The sequence below is a fragment of the Methylibium rhizosphaerae genome, assembly GCF_006386545.1.
Lineage (GTDB): Bacteria > Pseudomonadota > Gammaproteobacteria > Burkholderiales > Burkholderiaceae_C > Pseudorivibacter > Pseudorivibacter rhizosphaerae.
Genome location: NZ_SWAR01000011.1, coordinates 109,271 through 127,473 on the forward strand (window position 1 = coordinate 109,271; position 18,203 = coordinate 127,473).

Genomic DNA, 18,203 nt, shown 5'->3' on the forward strand with positions numbered 1-18,203 from the left:
TCAGGCTCCCTGCGCCGCGGCGTCTTCACGCGCGGCGGCATCGGTGGCCGGCGATGCCGCTGCCTGTGCCGTGGCCAGCCAGCCCTCGACCGGCTTGCCGCCTTCGGTGCGCAGGTGCACACGCTGCAGCGTGACCGGCGCGAGGCCGGCCGCCTCCAGCGCCTCGCGCACATAGGCCTGCGCATGGCTGTAGCGGCCATGCGGATTGAGGTGGTAGCCCGCGCCCGGCGGGTCGGCGTCGAGCGCCTCCACGGTGAAGATGAAGCCGCCGCCCGGGCGCAGTGCATGCGTGGCGGCGCGCGCCACGCCGTGCAGCTCGCCGAAGTAGCACAGCGTGTCGGCCGACACGATGAGGTCGTAGCCCTGCGCCGGCGCGGCCTCGATGAAGGCGGTGAGCTCGGCCCGGGCCAGCCGGTCGTACACCTGCCGCGGCTCCGCCTTGGCCAGCATCTGCGCAGAGAGGTCCACCCCGTCGAGCCGGCGCGCATAGGGCGCCAGCAGCGGGCCGCACAGGCCGGTGCCGCAGCCGGCGTCGAGCACCTCGAGTGCGCGACGGGGCTCGCCGCAGAGCCCGGCCACCGCCTGCGCGATCAGCTCGGGCGCCCGGTAGTGCAGCTTCGCCAGCTTGGCATCGAAACTGTCGGCGAAACGGTCGAACACGTTCTCCACATAGCCGTCGTCGGCGCGCCGCGGCACGTTCTCGCCGGTGCAGGCGGCCAGGTAGTGGCGCGGCACCGGGTTGTCCGGCTCCTCGGCCATCCATTCGCGGTAGACCTGCGCGGCTTCGTCGAGCCGGCCCAGCGTGTAGTAGGCCACCCCGAGCAGCTTGCGCGCCTGCGAGTGGCGCGGCCTCAGCACCAGCGCCTCGCAGTAGGCGGCCAGCGCCTCGTTCTTGCGGCCCAGCGCATCGAGCAGGCTGCCCAGGTTGGTGTAGGCGTCGGCGTACTTCGGATCGAGCTCGATGGCGCGGCGGTAGGCCGCCTCGGCTTCGGCTGGCCGCTGCTGGTGGCGCCGCAGCGCGCCGAGGTTGTTGTGGATGTCGGCCCGGTCCGGCGCCAGCCGCGCGGCTTCTTCGTAGGCCTGCGCGGCCTCGTCGACACGGCCCATCTCGAGCAGCACGTTGCCGGCGTTGTTGTGCCAGTCCGGCACCGTGGCATTGGCTCCGATCGAGCGGCGGATGAGTTCCAGCGCGCGCTCGCTGCGGCCGCGCTGGTGTTGCAGCACGCCGAGGAAATGCAGGGCATCGGCGTTGCCGGGTGCTGCCTTCAGGATGCGCTCGTACAGCTTCTGGGCGTCGTCGAGCCCGCCGCGGCGATGCACGGTCACCGCGAGCTGCAGCGCCTCAAGCACGCCCAGCTCGGCGGGGGCCCTGATGACCCGGCGGTTGCGTTTCATCACGTCGCGGCCTCGAAGGCGTAGTCGAAGTCGCCGTCCTTCACGCCCACCCTCACCGCCTGCGGCGCACCGCCTTCCATCATGCGGGTGAGGAATTCCCGGCTGAGCGCCGGCAGCATGGAGTTGGTGAGGATGGCATCGATCATCCGGCCGCCCGATTCGCTTTCGGTGCAGCGCGAGACGACGAGCTTCACCACCTCGTCGCTGTACTCGAACGGCACCTTGTGCCGCTCCTCGATGCGCTTCTTGATGCGCCCGAGCTGCAGCTTCACGATGCGCCCCAGCATCTCGTCGGTCAGCGGGTAGTACGGAATGGTCACCAGCCGGCCCAGCAGCGCGGGCGGGAAGATCTTCAGCAGCGGCTCGCGCAGCGCCTTGCCCAGGCCTTCGGGGTCGGGCATCAGCTCCGGGTCCTTGCACATGCGCGCGATCACCTCGGTGCCGGCATTGGTGGTGAGCAGGATCAGCGTGTTCTTGAAGTCGATGAAGCGGCCTTCGCCGTCTTCCATGAAGCCCTTGTCGAACACCTGGAAGAAGATCTCGTGCACGTCGGAGTGGGCCTTTTCCACCTCGTCGAGCAGCACCACGCTGTAGGGCTTGCGGCGCACCGCCTCGGTGAGCACGCCGCCTTCGCCATAGCCCACGTAGCCCGGGGGCGCGCCCTTGAGCGTCGAGACGGTGTGCGCCTCCTGGAACTCGCTCATGTTGATGGTGATGAGGTTCTGTTCGCCGCCGTACAGGGCCTCGGCCAGGGCCAGCGCGGTTTCGGTCTTGCCCACGCCGGAGGTGCCGGCCAGCATGAAGACGCCGATCGGCTTGTTGGGGTTGTCGAGCCCGGCACGCGTGGTCTGGATGCGCTTGGCGATCATCTCCATCGCGTGGTCCTGGCCGATGACGCGTTGCCCCAGCAGCGTTGGCAGCTTGAGCACCGTCTCGATCTCGTTGCGCTGCATGCGGCCCACCGGGATGCCGGTCCAGTCGGCCACCACGCTGGCCACCGCCTGGTAGTCCGCCGTGGGCAGGATCAGCGGGCTTTCGCCTTGCAGCCCGCTGAGGCGGGCCTGCACGCCCTTGAGCTGCTCCAGCAGGTCGGCGCGTTCGCCGTCGGAGAGCCGGTCGGCTTCGGGCGCCTGCGCATCGGTCGCCGCCTCGAGCTTGCTGCCGGTGCCTTCGACCGGCCGGGTGCCGCCGCGCAGCCTGCCGCGGATGGCGAGCAGTTCATCGACCAGCGCCTTTTCATCGTCCCAGCGCTTCTTCAACGCGGCCTGCCGCTCGCGTTCGGCTTCCAGCAGCGCAGTGCATTGCGCCTCGCGCTCGGCCGTGTCGATGCCGATGGAGGCTTCGCGGCCGATGATCTGCTGCTCGGTCTCCAGCGCCTCGATGCGGCGCAGCGAGTCTTCCACCTCGGCCGGCGTGGCATGCAGGCTCACCGCCACCCGCGCGCATGCGGTGTCGAGCAGGCTCACCGCCTTGTCGGGCAACTGGCGGGCCGGGATGTAGCGGTGCGACAGCTTCACCGCGGCTTCGATGGCCTCGTCGAGGATCTGCACCTTGTGGTGCTTCTCCATCATGGTGGCCACCCCGCGCAGCATGAGGATGCCCTTCTTCTCGTCGGGCTCGTCGACCTGCACCACCTGGAAGCGGCGGGTCAGCGCCGGGTCCTTCTCGAAGTACTTCTTGTATTCGGCCCAGGTGGTGGCCGCCACCGTGCGCAGCGTGCCGCGGGCCAGCGCCGGCTTGAGCAGGTTGGCCGCGTCACCCGTGCCGGCCGCGCCGCCCGCGCCCACCAGGGTGTGCGCCTCGTCGATGAACAGGATGATGGGCCTGGGCGAGGCCTGCACCTCCTCGATCACCGAGCGCAGCCGCTGCTCGAACTCGCCCTTCATGCTGGCGCCGGCCTGCAGCAGCGCAATGTCGAGCGTGCGCAGCTCCACGTCCTTCAGCGAGGGCGGCACGTCGCCCCGCACGATGCGCTGGGCAAAGCCTTCGACCACCGCCGTCTTGCCCACGCCCGCCTCGCCGGTGAGGATGGGGTTGTTCTGGCGGCGGCGCATCAGGATGTCGATGACCTGGCGGATTTCCTCGTCGCGCCCGACGATCGGGTCCATCTTGCCGGTGCGCGCCTGGGCGGTGAGGTCCACCGTGAAGCGCTTGAGCGCCTCCTGCCTGCCCATCTGGGCCGGGGCGATGGCCCCGCTCGCCTCGCCGGGCGCCGCGCCGCCGGCCAGCCCGGAGCCGTCGCTCGGGCCCTGCCCGTCCTCGGGTGAGCCGGCCACGATCCTGGGCAGCATCTCGGAAAGGTCGTCAGGCTTGATGCGCTCGAACTGCCGCGAGATCGCGAACAGGGCATTGCGCAGGAAGCTCGTCTTCAGGGCGCCCAGCAGCACGTAGCCGCTGCGCACCGCGCTGTCGCCGTACATCAGCGAGCCGTACACCCAGCCTCGCTCCACCGCATTGGTGATGTTGTCCGACAGGTCGGAGATCGACGTGGCGCCGCGCGGCAGGCGGTCGAGCGCGGTGGTGATGTCCCGTGCCAGCACCGACACGTCGAGCCCGTAGTGCTTGATGATGCGGTGCCAGTCGCCGTCCTGCGCCTGCACCAGCTGCGCCACCCAGTGCTCCAGCTCGACGTAGGGGTTGCCCCGCAGCTTGCAGAACACCGTGGCGCCTTCGATGGCCTTGTAGGTCGGGCCGTTGAGCTTGCCGAACAGTGCGACGCGGCTGATGTCTGCCATGGTGGTTTCCTCCGCTAGGGTGAGGCCGTCTCGCCCGTTTGCTGCTGCTGAAGGCGGCGCGGCGGCGCGGCCCAACCCCGCCGCCGCGCCCGGTCGCGTTCGGGGTACAGGGTCAATGAGTCGGCATCGCTTTCCTCCCGCCGCCTGCCGAGCCAGGTGCCCCAGCCGAGGCGGCTGCGGCCACCCAGCGCGACCGCCGGCACCTCGGCACGCCTGAGCACCAGGCGCAGGTCCCATTCGAGTTCGCGTCCCAGGTAGTGGCGCACCCAGTCAGCCAGCGCACCCACGGCGCTGCCCGTGGGCAGGAAGTTCAGGTACTGGGCCAGGCCCAGCGGTCCGACATGGATGCGGAACTTGTGCTGCCGGTCCCACACCTTGTGGCCGGCCACTGCGCCCACGCCGAGCTGCGCGGTCGCCCCCAGCGTCCGGTCGGCGCGCGAAGGCAGGCGGGTGCGCTCGCTCTTGGGGAGTTCCATCCAGTGACCCACGAAGGACTCGATCCGCACCGGCACCTTGAAGTAGCCGGTCAGCACCGCGGCCAGGCCGTCGGCATTGCGCACCTGGCGCACCTGGCGGCCGGCAAAGAACAGCTTGGCATGGTCGCTCACCGCGTCGCGGTGGCGATGCGCCGGCGTGCCGATGCCGAACAGCGATCCCACGTAGTCGGCGAAGCGGTCGGTCCCCGGCCGGTCGAGGCTGACGGTGGGCTGCGCCTGGGCCCAGGCCCGGTAGAAGAGCAGCAGCAGCCGGTGGTGGAACACATCGGCAAAACGCACGAAGGTTTCGTCGCCGTGATGCAGCACCCGTTCGCGGGCATAGTCGGCCAGGTGCAGCGGCAGCGGCCCCTGGGGCCCGAAGAGCCCGAAGAAGCGCACCGCCAGGTGGGGCGGCCGGCCCTCCTTGCCGGGACGCAGCGACGACAGCGCGGCCGGTGCGAAGTCGAGCGCCGGCTCCTGCCCGAGCCGCAGCGCCTCGCCGGCCGGGCGCGGCGCGGTACCCAGGCGCGGCAGCGACGCGAACGCGCATTCGATGCGGCGCAGGGCCATGAAGAAGTCGTGCCTGTACGGCTCGGCGGCCAGCGAGGAGAAAACGTCGCGCGCCGACGGTGGCGTCGCTGGCATCAGATGATCGGCCGGCTTCCGCACCGCGGCCTCCATCGCATGACCTCGCCGCGCTCCTGCGAGCGCAGCACGGTTTCGGTGAACGAGTTGATCGACACGTGGCGCGCCAGGAAGTGGTCCATCACGCTGCCGAAGAGGAAGGGGCTCGCACCGCGGAAGGCGAACTCGTCGACCTCGAGCTCCACCTCCACGCCACGGCCGAAGGTGATCGGCCCGGCCGCCGGCAGCCGCCGCGTGGTGGGCCGCGTGCGCACCGAGCGCATGCCTTCGATCTGCTTGCGCTGGCCGTCGTCGCCGCCGCCGGCATACAGCTCCAGCAGCTGCCGCAGCGCCGCCGCGCCTTCGTGGGCGTCGGCATCGAGCAGCGACAGGTAGTTGAGCGACAGGTGGTTCACGAAGCGCCAGGCCACCTGCGCCTCGCGCATCACCGAGCCCGGCTTCGAGGGCCCCTTCAGGCAGCGCACGGCCTGCACCGGCGCCGCGCGCTCCAGCATGAAGTCGCCCTTCTCGGCGCCGAGCGGCATGAGCAGCGGCAGGTCGCGGTTGGTGCACAGCGCGCTCACCGCGAGCTGGCGCAGGTCGTCCGAGAAAGGCGCCTCCTTCGGATCGACCAGCGAGATGAACACCTCGCTGCCGATGTACGAGGTGCGGGAGCCGTGGCGCTTCTGCGCCATCGACGGCAGGCGCGGCTCGCGCTGCATGGAGTAGTAGGCGGCATGCGCCGCGTCTTCGGTGTGGAAGGCCGCGTAGAACGGCAGGAAGCTGCGTTCGCTGTCCGCCCCCACGCCATAGCCGTTGACTTCGGTGAGGCTGTGGATCTCGTAGTCCATCGGCCGCGTGCGGTCGGGCACCACGTGGTAGTCCCAGGTGCCTTCGGTCACGTGGATGCGGTCGCAGCGGCGCTCGAACAGGTTGACGGCCGGCGCGCAGTGCAGCGAGAAGTGGCTGGCGTTGACCACGTTCTCGAGCGCCGCGTCGGCCCGGTCGAACAGCAGCACCAGCTCGAGTTCGTCGCCCGCGTGGCGCCGCAGCACCGGCGCCAGGCCGGCCACGTCGAAGAACAGGAAGCGCTGCGGGAAGGCGAAGTACTCCTGCAGCAGGCGATAGCCCTGGAAGCCGCGCAGCGACACGGGCAGCAGGGCCTCGTCGTCGTCGTAGCCGACGGGCTGCACGGCCGAAGCCGGCAGCAGCTGGTGCCACGCCACCGGCCGGGCGGGCGGCAGCGCCAGCACGCCGAGCGTGCGACCCACGATCAGCTCATGCAGCTTGTAGGCCACGTCGTCGGCGCCGGAGAGGTGGACATTCAGCCGGTCGAGCGCGATCTGGTTGAACGACAGGCCGGCGCTGGCGTGCAGCTTCAGGCGCACGCCGGCCTTCACCTTGCGGCCGATGGGCAGCGCCGCCAGCGGCAGGTCGGGCGCGAACGAGAAGTACTCGGCCGATGCCACCTCGAGCGGCCACATCGTCACCTCGTGCCCGGTGCGGAACTGGCAGGCCGTGCCGTCCGCCTTGGCGGCGAAGCTGCGCATCAGGCTGCCGCGCGGCAGCGTGAAGCCGCGCGCCAGGTTGCCGTCGCCCAGGTCGGTCTGGAACTGCGCGATCAGCATCGACGGCGTGGGCGCCAGGTAGTTCGGGTAGACGATCTCGAGCAGCCGCTGCGTGAAGCGCGGGAATTCGGCGTCGAGCTTGAGCTGCACCCGGGCGGCCAGAAAGGCAAAACCCTCGAGCAGGCGCTCGACGTAGGGGTCGGCCACCTCGATGCCGTCGAGGCCGAGCCGTGCGGCGATCTTGGGGAACTGCAGCGCGAACTCCGCGCCCATCTCGCGCAGGTGCTGGAGCTCCTGGTTGTAGTAGCGAAGCAGCCGAGGGTCCATGGGCCTACCGGGTGATGTCGTGGATCTCGACCTGGCCGGTCTCGAGGTCGACCTCTGTGCGCAGCAGCAGCTCGAAGGGCACCGGCTGGGCCCACAGGTGGCCGCTGATCTTCAGGCTCACCACGTTGTGATGGTCCATCTGCAGGTCGCTCACGATGGCTTCGACCTGCAGCGTCGAGGGCATGATGCGCGGCTCGTAGTCGACGAGGGTCTGCCGCACCTGGCGTTCGAGGTCGAGCACGTCGAGCGTGGACGCCGTGGTGCCCGACAGCGCGGGCAGGCCGAAGTTGATGACCGAGCGTTCGGCGAACGGGAACAGCGGCCAGTCGATCCTTTCGCTCATGCGGGTGCTGTTGAACAGCCAGGCCAGATCGCGCAGCACCGCCTCGCGCAGGCGGGCCTTGCTCATGACGCGCATCTCGCGCGGCTCGGTGGTACGCGCCGGGTCGTCATCGGCCAGCCGGTCGAGCAGGGCAGGCTGCAGGCGTTCCTGGGGTGTGAGCTCGGCCATGGCCTCAGGCCTCTGCCGCCCCGCCGGCCTGCAGCTCGACGGAGCGCACGTCCATCAGGGAGAAGTCGCCGGCATCGGTGGTGAACACCCGCTGCCCCAGCCCCGTGTAGAACTGCGGCAGCGGCTCCAGCCATTCGGTCTTGCGCGCCAGGTTCAGCAGGCCGTCTTCCGAAAGCTCGGATCCCGGGTAGCGGGTGGGCACCAGCGCCACCGCCTCGCCGCCGTTGGAGAACTGCAGGTGCGCGGGCATCCACACCGCGTCGCGCAGGTCTTCCGGCGCTTCGATGTCGATGCGGGCCAGCCGGTCGAACGGCACCCAGTAGTAGCGCCCGTTGACCACCGCCTCGAGCACCGGGCCCAGGCGCATGTCGGCATCGGCGATCCATTCGAACGGCTTGCCGTCGAGCGTGCCCCGGCTGCTGGGCGCCTGCTCGAAGGCCTGCTCACGCAGCTGCCGGGCCTCGCCGGTCTCGCCGCGGCCGTCGCGCAGCAGCGCCTCCAGCAGCAGCGCCAGCCAGGCCTCGGGTTCGCCGAAGATCATCGGCACCTTGCTGCCGGCGAACACCTGCTTGCGCAGGGCCTCACACTGCAGCGCCTCGCGATAGGTCTGCACCATCGCCAGCGTGCCGGCATCGAGCTCGCCGCAGAGCTCGAGCTGCGTGGCGGCCCGCTCCCACTGGCCGAGCACGCACAGCAGCTGGAACAGGAAGATGCGCAGCTTCGGGTCGGACGCCCGCGAGCGCACCTCGTTCTGCAGCAGCTTCAACGCCCCCTGGGGGTCACCGGCCTTCAGCAGGCCCTGGGCTTCAGACAAGGCACTCATCATTCGATCTCTGCAGTGAAGGACATGCCACCCTTCTTCTGGCCCTTTTCGTCCTGGCCGGCATATTCGACGTTGATCTTCTGGAACGAGAAGCTCACCTTCTCGATGAGGGTCTGGTTCTCTGCACCGCCCGCTTCGACGTCGTATGAGGTGATGCGGCCGTTCTCGATGGTCACGACGAAGTAGTCGAGCGCCGAGCCGCCGGACTTGCGCACCGACAGCACCGCCTTCTTCACGAGGTCGTTGTTGCGCATCACCGACATCAGGCCGGTGGACGCGCTGTCGACCTGCTTGACGACGTTGAGCAGCTCCAGCGACGACTTGGCTGCCGGGCCGGATCCGCCCATCGCGCTGGCCGAGCGCATGCCCCACGACCAGCCCACCACGTCGATCTCGCCGGCGTGCACCGAGTCGTTGGCTTCGCCCTTGATCGCTCCCGAGCGCGCGCTCTCGACCTTGAGGAACATGTCACCGAAAGACGTGGCCATGGTCGCTTCCGCCTGTGTGTGCATTCATGCGGGGGCGGCACATGCCGCGCCCCTTGCGGGAGCGCGGGATGTGCCGTGCAGCTGCGGCGGGTGGGCCGCAGCCGCGACAAACGGCCGCCTCAGCCTGCGGCGACGTTCTCGGCGATGTTCCATGCCGCGGTGATGGCCGCGTCGCCGGTGCCGTCCTTCTTCTGCGGCGTGTACTCCACCTTGAACTCGGCGAAGTTCAGCGTGATGTTCTCGGTGAGCCGGTCTTCGCCGCCGCTGCCGCCGGTGCTGACGTTGGCCACGATGACTTCCTTCATCGTGATCTTCAGGTACTCGAGCGGCTTCTCGCCGGCCTTGCGCACGGTGAGCACCGCCTCTTCATAGTGCTTGCCGTTGCAGCACCCGAGGATCAGGTTCGCCGACGCCTTGTCGACGTACTTGGTGATCGAGATGTCCTGCACGGCCACCTTGCCGGCGCCGCCGCCGCCGCCCACGTGGGTGGTGCCCGACTGGCTCATGCCCCAGCTCCAGGCGAGCACATCGACTTCATCCTTGTGCTTGCTGTCGGTGGACTCGCCCTTGACGTCGCCCAGCTTCAGAAACATGTCTACGGCCATGATCAAACCTCCTGGTTACCTTGAATTCCAGCCCCGCTGCTGGAAGCTGGCCGGCTTGGGGTGTTGACAGACCCGACACCAGCCCCCGACTTGCCCACAACATCTGCAAGACAAACTCTGTGTTGCGCCCTTGCGCCTCGCGGTTCAAGCCGCCTTCAGTGACGGCAGCTTGGACACCAGGCGCAGGGATACGGTGAGCCCTTCGAGCTGGTAGTGCGGCCGCAGGAAGAACTTCGACGTGTAGTAGCCCGGGTTGCCTTCGACCTCCTCGACCACCACCTCCGCCGCCGCGAGCGGCTTGCGTGCCTTGGTCTGCTCGGTCGAATGCGCCGGGTCGCCGTCGACGTAGTTCATGATCCAGTTCTGCAGCCAGCGCTGCATGTCGTCGCGTTCCTTGAACGAGCCGATCTTGTCGCGCACGATGCACTTGAGGTAGTGCGCGAAGCGGCAGGTCGCAAAGAGATACGGCAGGCGCGCTGCCAGGTTGGCGTTGGCGGTCGCGTCCGGGTCGTCGTACTCGAACGGCTTCTGCAGCGACTGCGCCCCGATGAAGGCGGCGAAGTCGGAGTTCTTGCGGTGCACCAGCGGCATGAAGCCGTTCTTGGCGAGTTCGGCCTCGCGGCGGTCGCTGATGGCGATCTCGGTGGGGCACTTCATGTCCACGCCGCCGTCGTCGGTGGGGAAGGTATGCGCCGGCAGGCCTTCGACCGCACCGCCCGACTCGATGCCGCGGATGCGCGAGCACCAGCCGTACATCTTGAACGAGCGGTTGATGTTGGTGGCCATCGCATAGGCGGCATTGGCCCAGGTGTACTTGTTGTGGTCCGCCGAGCCGGTCTCTTCCTCGAAGTCGAACTCCTCGACCGGGTTGGTGCGCGCGCCATACGGCAGGCGCGACAGGTAGCGCGGCATGGCCAGGCCGATGTAGCGGGCGTCGTCGGACTCGCGCAGCGAGCGCCAGGCCGCGTACTCGGGCGTGGTGAAGATCTTGGTCAGGTCGCGCGGGTTGGCGAGCTCCTGCCAGGAGTCCATCTGCATCACCGTGGGCGAGGCGCCGGTGATGAACGGCATGTGCGCGGCGGCGCACACCTTCGACATCTCTCCCAGCAGCTCCACGTCGGGCGGGCTCTGGTCGAAGTAGTAGTCGCCCACCATGCAGCCGAAGGGCTCGCCGCCGAACTGGCCGTATTCCTCTTCGTAGACCTTCTTGAAGAGAGGACTCTGGTCCCAGGCAGTGCCCTTGTAGCGCTTGAGCGTCTTGCCGAGGTCCTGCTTGGAGATGTTCATCACCCGGATCTTCAGGAACTCGTCGGTCTCGGTGTTGTTGACCATGTAGTGCAGGCCGCGCCAGGCACCTTCGAGCTTCTGGAAGTCGGCGTGGTGCAGGATCTGGTTGATCTGGTCGGACAGCTTCTTGTCGATCGCGGCGATCATGGCCTCGATGGACTTCACCACGTCGGAGCCGATCAGCTGCGTCTGCGACAGCGCCTGGGCGGCCAGCGTCTGCACCGCCTGCTCGACCGCGCTCTTGGCCTCGTCGGTCTTGGGCTTGAACTCCTTCTGCAGCAACGACGCCAGCTCGTTGCCCTCCAGCGATACGCCCTCCAGGGCTTTCTGCTGTTCGGTCTCGGCCATGGTTTTCTCCTGCTAGATCACTGAGGGGTCGGTCAAGCGGCGGGGGCGGCGCCCTCTTCGGGCTTCTTGCTGGCCGCCAGCGTCTGCAGGAGCGCCGGGTCGCTCAGCAGCTTGGAGATCAGCTCTTCGGCACCGGTCTTGCCGTCCATGTAGGTCACGAGGTTGGCCAGCTGCTGGCGCGCTTCGAGCAGCTTGTTCAACGCGTCGACCTTGCGCGCCACGGCGGCCGGCGAGAAGTCATCCATGTTCTCGAAGGTGATGTCCACGCTGAGGTTGCCTTCGCCGGTGAGCGTGTTGGGCACCTGGAAGGCCACCCGCGGCTTCATCGCCTTCATGCGCGAGTCGAAGTTGTCGACGTCGACCTCGAGGAACTTGCGGTCGGCCACCGGCGGCAGCGGCTCGGCAGGCTTGCCCGACAGGTCGGCCAGCACCCCCATCACGAAGGGCAGCTGCACCTTCTTCTCGGCGCCATACAGCTCGACGTCGTATTCGATCTGCACGCGCGGCGCGCGGTTGCGGGCGATGAACTTCTGACTGCTGGTGGCCATGGTTGCTGCTCCTTGGAAGAACGCTCGGCTGGAATGAAGGCTCGGTCTATTCGCGGTCCACGCCCGCGATGTTCTCGACCTGAGACACGCCGTCTGGCGCGAGGTCGCGCATGATCTCGATGAAGTTCTTGGTCATGAGGCGGCGCGCACGGCGGATGAGCAGGGGCGCCGGGTTGCTGGGTTCGTTGCGCTCGACCCATTCGCACACCTTGTCGAGCATGCGCACCACGTCTTCGCGCGTGCGGATGGCTCCGAGCCCCGCGGCCGCCGGCACACCCGGCGCAGCGCTGCCGTCCGGCGCCGCTTCCCCGGGTGGCGGGGCCGTCTCGGCCTGCAGGCGGTCGGCGAACGCGGCCAGTACCTGCGTCAACGCGCGCAAGGGCCGGAAGTCGGGCCCTGCCGCACCGCCCACGCGGTCGGTGATGGCCGCATCGATGCCCACCGCCGCGGCATGGGCCGATCGCAGCAGCTCGGTCAGGCCGGGCGCCTGTGCCAGCGCGGCCACGCCGCCCTGCACCACCGCTTCTTCGGAAGGCGCCGATTCGCCGGGACCGGGCTCGGCACGGCCGAGCGTCAACTCGACCGCGCGCACGGTGAGGCTTCCACGCGCCTCGCCAAGCCCGGCCATGCGCAGGTCCGCCAGGCCCTCGCCCGGGTGCACCAGGGGGGCCAGCGCATTCAGGCGCGCAGTGGGGTCGTTGTTGTCGCTGGCATCGAGCTGCGGATGCACATGCTCCCAGTGCTGCTCGAGCAGCCCCTGCACCAGCCGGAGGCCGGCGACCGCGCCCGCCAGCCCTTCGATGCGGGCGCCGCTGCGGGCCAGCCACACCGCCACCCGCAGGTCGCGCGTGCGAGCCGCCAGCGCCAGGGCCTGCTCGCGCACGGCCGGCCAGTCGGGGTCGGACGCGGCAATGATCGTGTCGCCGTACTGCTGCTCGGGCTTGGCGGTGCCAGCTTCCTGCAAGGCGAGGAAGGCAGCGTCGTACTCGAGGTCGGCACCGCACGGGGCATCGCCTCCCAGCGGTGACAGTAGCGACTCCAGATCGAAGTCAGGCATGCGCTTTTCCGAGCGTTTGTGTTGGCTTGGGGGACTCTAGATGTGCCGCGGCGCCGGCACAGTGGTCGAAAGTCACTTCGGCCGGGGGGCCTCGTCAAACCGGGGGATGGGACGGCGGCGCGCGACAGCTGCTGCCCTACGACACCAGCCCGCGCAGCACGTTGAGCAGCTTGCGCGGCTGCACGGGCTTGAACAGCACCGGGTGGCCGCTGTCGGTGGCGCGGCGCATCTCCTCGTGGGTGGTGTCGCCGGTGATCAGCACCGCCGGCACGGCATAGCCGCAGTGCCGGCGCACCGCGTCGATGACCGCGATGCCGTCGGGCCCCTGCCCCAGGTGCAGGTCCGACAGCACCAGGTCGGGCGGCAGCTCCAGCGCGCGCAGCGCCGCTTCGGCCTCCTCGAGCGACGCCGCGGCAACGGCCTGGTAGCCCCATTCCTGCAGCAGGACGGACAGGCCCTCGCGGATCGGCTCCTCGTCGTCGATGACGAGCACGGTGCGCGGCTGCAGCGCCGGCAGCGGCACGGTGTCGGCCGCGGCAGTCACGTTCTGGATCTCGGCCAGCCCGCCGAGCGCGATGGCCACGCGGAACATGGTGCCGCGCCCCGGCTGCGAAGCGACGGTGAGGCCGTGGCCCAGCAGCCGCGCCAGCCGCTTGACGATGGCCAGCCCCATGCCCAGGCCCTGCGCGCGCGATCGCTCGCCGCGGCCGGCCTGGTAGAACTCGTCGAACACCCTGGGCAGGTCGGCCGCCCCGATGCCGACGCCGGTGTCCCAGACCTCCACATTGATATGCGTGCTGGTGGTGCGCGCCACCACCACGATGCCGCCCTCGCGGGTGTACTTGATGGCGTTCTGGATGAGGTTGCCCAGGATGCGCTCGAGCAGCTGCGGGTCGCTGCTGACCGACTTGCCGCCCGGCGAGAAGCGCAGCCCCAGCCCGGCCAGTTCTGCCTGCCCGGCGAAGTGCATGTGCAGGCGCCGGAACAGGTCGCGCAGCGGGAAGTGCTGGATGTTCGGGTCGATGGTGCCGGCGTCCAGCCGCGAGACATCGAGCATCGCGTTGAACGAGCGGTCCAGCCCGTCGATCGAGCGCATCACGTTGCGCACCACCGGCTCCTCGGGCGACCCCTGCAGCCGCTTCTCGAGCGTGGCGGCGAACAGCCCCAGCGCATGCACCGGCTGGCGCAGGTCGTGGCTCGCGATGGCCAGGAAGCGGCTCTTCTCCTGGTCGGCGCGGATGGCCTGGTCGCGCTCGGCCTCGGCGGCCCGGATGCGGTCGTCGCGTTCGATCAGCGCGCGGGCCATGTTGTGCCAGGCGCGCCTGCGCAACACCGAAAGGGCCGCCGCCGCCAGGGCCAGCAGCGTCAGTCCCAGGACCACCGGCCGGGGCCACCACTGCGCCTCCTCCAGCCACAGCGCCAGCGCCGGAGACAGCGGCAGCGCCGCCGCCACGCCGGCCTGCACCCGCAGCGGCGCAAGGCTGGCGGCCGCCACGAGGGAGAGGCCGGCCAGCAGCAGCGTGAGCAGCTCCTGCTGCGGCTGCTGCACAAAGCCCGGCAGCCAGGGCGCCAGCGCCAGCCATGCCAGCCCGTGCGCGCCCAGCCAGCGGTAGGCGCGCCGCAGCCGGCGCGTATCGCCGGCAACGCGGGCCCGGCGCCGCAGCACCCAGGGGATGGCAGCCCAGGCGAGGCCGGCGGCCAGGGTGCAGACGGCCCAGACGGTGCGCGCAGCGCTTGCCGGCGCCACCAGCACCGCACCCATCCACACCATCGCCGCCATGGCCTGCACCACAGGGGAAGCGTCGATCACCGCATGCACCGCCGCATCGCGCAGCCGGCGCTCGATGGCACGCCGCTCGGAACGCTGGGGATCGAAGGCATCGGTGTCGCCGCGGCCGGCGACACCATTGACGGCCACAAAGGTGGCCCGCGGCTCGCTGCTCGCGTGGGCAGGCGTGTCGAGCGTTTCGGGCGGGACCTGCGGCGGTGGGGTGGTCACCTGAACAGGCTGATCATGTGCGAGCGCGACTTCACGTCCAGCGCCAGCAGCAGCGACGACACGTAGTTCTTCACCGTGCCGAGCGACAACCCCATGGAGTTGCTGATCTCCTGGTTGGTGCAGCCCGACAGCACGAGTTCGAGGATCTCGAGATGGCGCGGGCCCAGTTCAGCCACGCGGTCGTACATGGCCGACGACGGGAACCGCGGGAACAGCGCACTGTTGGGCGCCAGTGCACGCGCCTCGGGGCTGCCCTGCGGCCACAGCAGCGCCGCCAGCGTGGTGCGCATCTCGGACATCATGGCGCCCTTGGGCACGTAGCCCGCGGCTCCCAGCGCCCGGGCCTGGCGCACCACGAATTCGTCCTGCGTGCCGCTGAACACCGCGACCCGCGCGGTCGGATGCGCCTGGATGAACTGCCGCAGGCCCTGAAGGCCCTTGCAGTCGGCCAGGTTGAGGTCGAGCAGCACCGCATCGACGTTGCCTTCGCGGGTGTAGATGTCGAGCGCCTCCTGCAGCGAGCTGGCCTCGAGCCAGTCGATCCGCACGCCCTGCAGCTCGGTGTAGAGGGTCTTGACGCCGAAGCGCACCAGCTCGTGGTCGTCGACCAGCAGCACCTTGCGGGACTGGCCCGATCCGGAACCGGCCGACGAGGCGTCGGCACGTTGTGTGGCAGTCGCAAGCATGGAGCCCTCCTCTGATTGACACCTCCGCGCCGCAGGAACTACGGTACGAACGCGAGGACACACTTGTCTGGTGAAGCGGCGATCTTAGGCCTGGCACGTGACGGATGCACCCATTCAACCCTGGGAAGGAGGGAATTTCCCCCAAAGAGGGGACGGCACGCCATTCGCCTGCGGCGGGCCGCGCGCCGGCTGGCGCTACACTCGCGCCTTCGTCATTGGGGAGTAGCCGCCCTGCATGCTTGCAGGGGCCTGCGTCAACACACTTGGCGCCCCAGCCCGGGGAGCCATGGCGCCGGCAGCAGCCCGACCGGAAGGCCCGTCAGAGTGCCTTCCCGCCGCCTGGCAAGACCTTTGACTGCACAGCTTCCTTCGTTGGGCCGGGGAAGCGGTGCAGTCATGGTGTTCCTGCGGCCCTTGGACTCCCTCTCTCGTGGAAGCTTTCTTCATTTCGACCGGCCTGGTCGCCCTCGGCGAAATGGGCGACAAGACGCAGCTGCTGGCCATGCTGCTGGCGGTCCGCTTTCGGCGCCCCTTGCCCATCGTCGCCGGCGTCCTCGTGGCCACCCTGGCCAACCATGCAGCCGCCGGCTTCCTGGGCGGCTGGGTCGCCAAGGCGCTGGGGCCCGACACGCTGCGCTGGATCATCGGCTGCTCCTTCATCGCCATGGCCGCCTGGATGATGGTGCCGGACCGGATCGACGACGACCGTGCCGAAACGGCCTCGCGCTTCGGCGTGTTCGGCACCACGCTGGTGGCCTTTTTCCTCGCCGAGATGGGCGACAAGACGCAGGTCGCCACGGTGGCGCTCGCCGCACGCTACCCCGACCTGCTGGCCGTGGTGGCCGGCACCACGCTGGGCATGATGCTGGCCAACGTGCCGGCGGTCTACCTGGGCGAGCGCGTTGCCGCCAAGGTGCCGATGCAGCTGGTGCACGGCATCGCGGCGCTGATCTTCGCGGCGCTGGGAGTGGCCACCCTGCTCGCAGCGGGCAGCCTGCCGGGCTGACGCCAAGGCAGCCCCGATCACCGGACGGCCCCTGCCGCACAGGGCAAAAACGAAACGGCCTCCCGGCTGATGCACAATGCGCGCCGCCCAATCCAGGGTGAAGTTTGAGAAACAAACCGAATGAACAAGGCTGAACTGGTCGAGCTGATCGCCGGCAAACATGAACTGAGCAAGGCTGAAGCAGGCCGCATCCTCGGCACCGTGCTGGACGCCGTGGTGACCACCGTGAAGAAGGGCGGCACCGTTGCGCTGCCGGGCTTCGGCACCTTCAAGCAGGCTTCGCGCGCCGCACGCACCGGCCGCAACCCGGCCACCGGCGACAAGATCAAGATCGCCGCCGCCAAGCTGCCCAAGTTCTCCGCAGGCGCTGCCTTCAAGGCCGCCGTGGACCCCAAGGCCGCTGCCCGCAAGGCCGAGAAGGCCAAGGCCGCTCCCGCCAAGAAGGCCAAGAAGGCCGGCAAGTAAGCGCAAGGCCTCTGGCCACCAAGACGAAAAGGGCCCTGCGGGGCCCTTTTCTCTGCGCCTTGCGGGAGCCAGGCAGGATCGACATGATGCGCGGGCCCACCCGAGCGCTCACCCCGACCCCAACACACCACTGTCATGGCCTTTTCATACGGCACGCGCCAGAACGGACTCCTGTGCGGCTACCGGTTCGTCCCCGGCGCGGGCGGCACGCCGGTGGAGCTGGCCGACGCCACGCAGTGGCTCGCCGGCGAGCCGGGTGCCGGCGATGGCTTCCTGTGGCTGCACTTCGACCTCACCGACACCTCTGCCCTGCCGTGGATGCGACAGCACCTGCCGCTGCAGGAGGAATTCTTCGAGGCGCTGCGCCAGGGGTCGCGCTCGACGCGCATCGAGGACGCGCAGGACCAGCTCGTCGCCGTGATCAACGACGTGGCCTACGAGTTCGCCTTCGACCCTTCGGAGATCGCGACGCTGTGGATGAGCGTGGACCGGCGCATCGCGGTGAGCGCGCGGGCCCACCCGCTGCGCTCGATCGACCGGCTGCGCGAGGCGGTCAAGCAGGGCACGCAGTTCAGCTCGTCGGTGGACCTGCTGAACCATCTGCTCAAGGACCAGGGCGACGTGCTCACCCGCATCGTGCGCGAGGCCACGCTGAAGGTCGACGGCATCGAGGACAGCCTGCTGCACGGCCGCCTGAAGCACCAGCGCACCGAGCTGGGCAAGCTGCGGCGCGTGCTGGTGCGCCTGCAACGGCTGCTGGCACCGGAACCCGCGGCGATGTTCCGCCTGCTTCGACAGCCGCCACCCTGGGTCGCCGAGGGCGACCTGGACGAACTGCGCCAGGCCACCGAGGAGTTCTCGCTGGTGATTCGCGACCTCGGGGCCCTGCAGGAGCGCATCAAGCTCCTGCAGGAAGAGATCGCCGCGCAGGTGAGCGAGCAGACCAACCGAAGCCTGTTCACCCTGACGATGGTCACCGTGCTGGCGCTGCCGATCAACATCACGACCGGCTTCTTCGGCATGAACGTGGGCGGCATCCCGTTCGCCGAATATGCCCACGGCTTCCTGGTCGTCGTGCTGCTGGTGGCGGTGTTCACCGCCGTGGCGGGCTGGCTGGCCTTCCGCCGCAGGGACTAGTGTCCTGTCGCAGAAATAACTTGCATTGATCTTGCATGTCCTCCGGTACATTGACGGCCGGAGAACGACGATGCACCTGCGTGAAGACGCGACGATCGAGTTGAGCCAAGAGCAGCGC

The 18,203-nt window shown here is 69.2% G+C and carries 16 protein-coding genes and 1 riboswitch; of the genes, 3 read left to right on the forward strand and 13 right to left on the reverse strand.

Annotated features, from left to right (window positions below; all coding sequences use genetic code 11):
* The 13 genes from E8D38_RS10820 to E8D38_RS10880 all read right to left on the reverse strand — a co-directional run bounded on the left by E8D38_RS10820 (nucleotide 1) and on the right by E8D38_RS10880 (nucleotide 15,477).
* Entirely contained in the window at nucleotides 1-1,395 is a 1,395-nt protein-coding gene (locus E8D38_RS10820) for a tetratricopeptide repeat protein (protein WP_140629108.1), read from the reverse strand.
* The gene (gene tssH, locus E8D38_RS10825; protein ID WP_140629111.1) at nucleotides 1,395-4,130 is read right to left on the reverse strand and encodes a type VI secretion system ATPase TssH; all 2,736 of its coding nucleotides are present in this window, start codon (nucleotides 4,128-4,130) and stop codon (nucleotides 1,395-1,397) included. Before tssH ends, E8D38_RS10820 begins: the two co-directional genes overlap by 1 nt.
* Before the next feature lie 14 nt (nucleotides 4,131-4,144).
* The gene (gene tssG, locus E8D38_RS10830) at nucleotides 4,145-5,251 is read right to left on the reverse strand and encodes a type VI secretion system baseplate subunit TssG (RefSeq protein WP_140629114.1); all 1,107 of its coding nucleotides are present in this window, start codon (nucleotides 5,249-5,251) and stop codon (nucleotides 4,145-4,147) included.
* A complete protein-coding gene (tssF, locus tag E8D38_RS10835; RefSeq protein ID WP_140629118.1) occupies nucleotides 5,251-7,125 on the reverse strand; it encodes a type VI secretion system baseplate subunit TssF in 1,875 nt (624 codons plus the stop codon). The genes tssG and tssF overlap by 1 nt, the downstream gene beginning before the upstream one ends.
* A 4-nt stretch (nucleotides 7,126-7,129) precedes the next feature.
* Nucleotides 7,130-7,636, reverse strand: coding sequence for a type VI secretion system baseplate subunit TssE (gene tssE, locus E8D38_RS10840; RefSeq protein ID WP_140629121.1), 507 nt, complete (start codon nucleotides 7,634-7,636; stop codon nucleotides 7,130-7,132).
* 4 nt (nucleotides 7,637-7,640) lie between these two features.
* Nucleotides 7,641-8,459, reverse strand: a complete 819-nt coding sequence (locus E8D38_RS10845) for a type VI secretion system accessory protein TagJ (protein ID WP_181179051.1) — start codon at nucleotides 8,457-8,459, stop codon at nucleotides 7,641-7,643.
* A complete protein-coding gene (locus E8D38_RS10850; protein ID WP_140629127.1) occupies nucleotides 8,459-8,947 on the reverse strand; it encodes an Hcp family type VI secretion system effector in 489 nt (162 codons plus the stop codon). The genes E8D38_RS10845 and E8D38_RS10850 overlap by 1 nt, the downstream gene beginning before the upstream one ends.
* A gap of 119 nt (nucleotides 8,948-9,066) precedes the next feature.
* A complete protein-coding gene (locus tag E8D38_RS10855) occupies nucleotides 9,067-9,552 on the reverse strand; it encodes an Hcp family type VI secretion system effector (protein WP_140629133.1) in 486 nt (161 codons plus the stop codon).
* 144 nt (nucleotides 9,553-9,696) lie between these two features.
* Nucleotides 9,697-11,187 carry a type VI secretion system contractile sheath large subunit gene (gene tssC / locus E8D38_RS10860; RefSeq protein ID WP_140629139.1) on the reverse strand — a complete coding sequence of 497 codons (1,491 nt, stop codon included), beginning with the start codon at nucleotides 11,185-11,187 and terminating at the stop codon, nucleotides 9,697-9,699.
* Nucleotides 11,188-11,219: 32 nt separating this feature from the next.
* On the reverse strand, nucleotides 11,220-11,735 hold the full coding sequence (gene tssB, locus E8D38_RS10865) for a type VI secretion system contractile sheath small subunit (RefSeq protein WP_140629143.1): 516 nt from the start codon (nucleotides 11,733-11,735) through the stop codon (nucleotides 11,220-11,222).
* Nucleotides 11,736-11,781: 46 nt separating this feature from the next.
* The gene (gene tssA / locus E8D38_RS10870; RefSeq protein ID WP_140629146.1) at nucleotides 11,782-12,792 is read right to left on the reverse strand and encodes a type VI secretion system protein TssA; all 1,011 of its coding nucleotides are present in this window, start codon (nucleotides 12,790-12,792) and stop codon (nucleotides 11,782-11,784) included.
* Between the two features lie 136 nt (nucleotides 12,793-12,928).
* A complete protein-coding gene (locus E8D38_RS10875; protein ID WP_140629151.1) occupies nucleotides 12,929-14,791 on the reverse strand; it encodes a hybrid sensor histidine kinase/response regulator in 1,863 nt (620 codons plus the stop codon).
* Entirely contained in the window at nucleotides 14,788-15,477 is a 690-nt protein-coding gene (locus E8D38_RS10880) for a response regulator transcription factor (protein WP_140629156.1), read from the reverse strand. Before E8D38_RS10880 ends, E8D38_RS10875 begins: the two co-directional genes overlap by 4 nt.
* A gap of 205 nt (nucleotides 15,478-15,682) precedes the next feature.
* A riboswitch (yybP-ykoY riboswitch) is annotated at nucleotides 15,683-15,893 on the forward strand.
* 14 nt (nucleotides 15,894-15,907) lie between these two features.
* On the opposite strand from E8D38_RS10880, the gene E8D38_RS10885 reads away from it, so the two are divergent.
* From E8D38_RS10885 to E8D38_RS10895, 3 genes are all read left to right on the forward strand, one after another.
* The gene (locus E8D38_RS10885; RefSeq protein WP_140629161.1) at nucleotides 15,908-16,483 is read left to right on the forward strand and encodes a TMEM165/GDT1 family protein; all 576 of its coding nucleotides are present in this window, start codon (nucleotides 15,908-15,910) and stop codon (nucleotides 16,481-16,483) included.
* Between the two features lie 120 nt (nucleotides 16,484-16,603).
* Complete coding sequence (locus E8D38_RS10890; RefSeq protein ID WP_140629164.1) at nucleotides 16,604-16,948, forward strand: HU family DNA-binding protein; 345 nt, start codon at nucleotides 16,604-16,606, stop codon at nucleotides 16,946-16,948.
* 135 nt (nucleotides 16,949-17,083) lie between these two features.
* On the forward strand, nucleotides 17,084-18,085 hold the full coding sequence (locus E8D38_RS10895) for a transporter (protein ID WP_140629169.1): 1,002 nt from the start codon (nucleotides 17,084-17,086) through the stop codon (nucleotides 18,083-18,085).
* Nucleotides 18,086-18,203 lie beyond the last annotated feature (118 nt).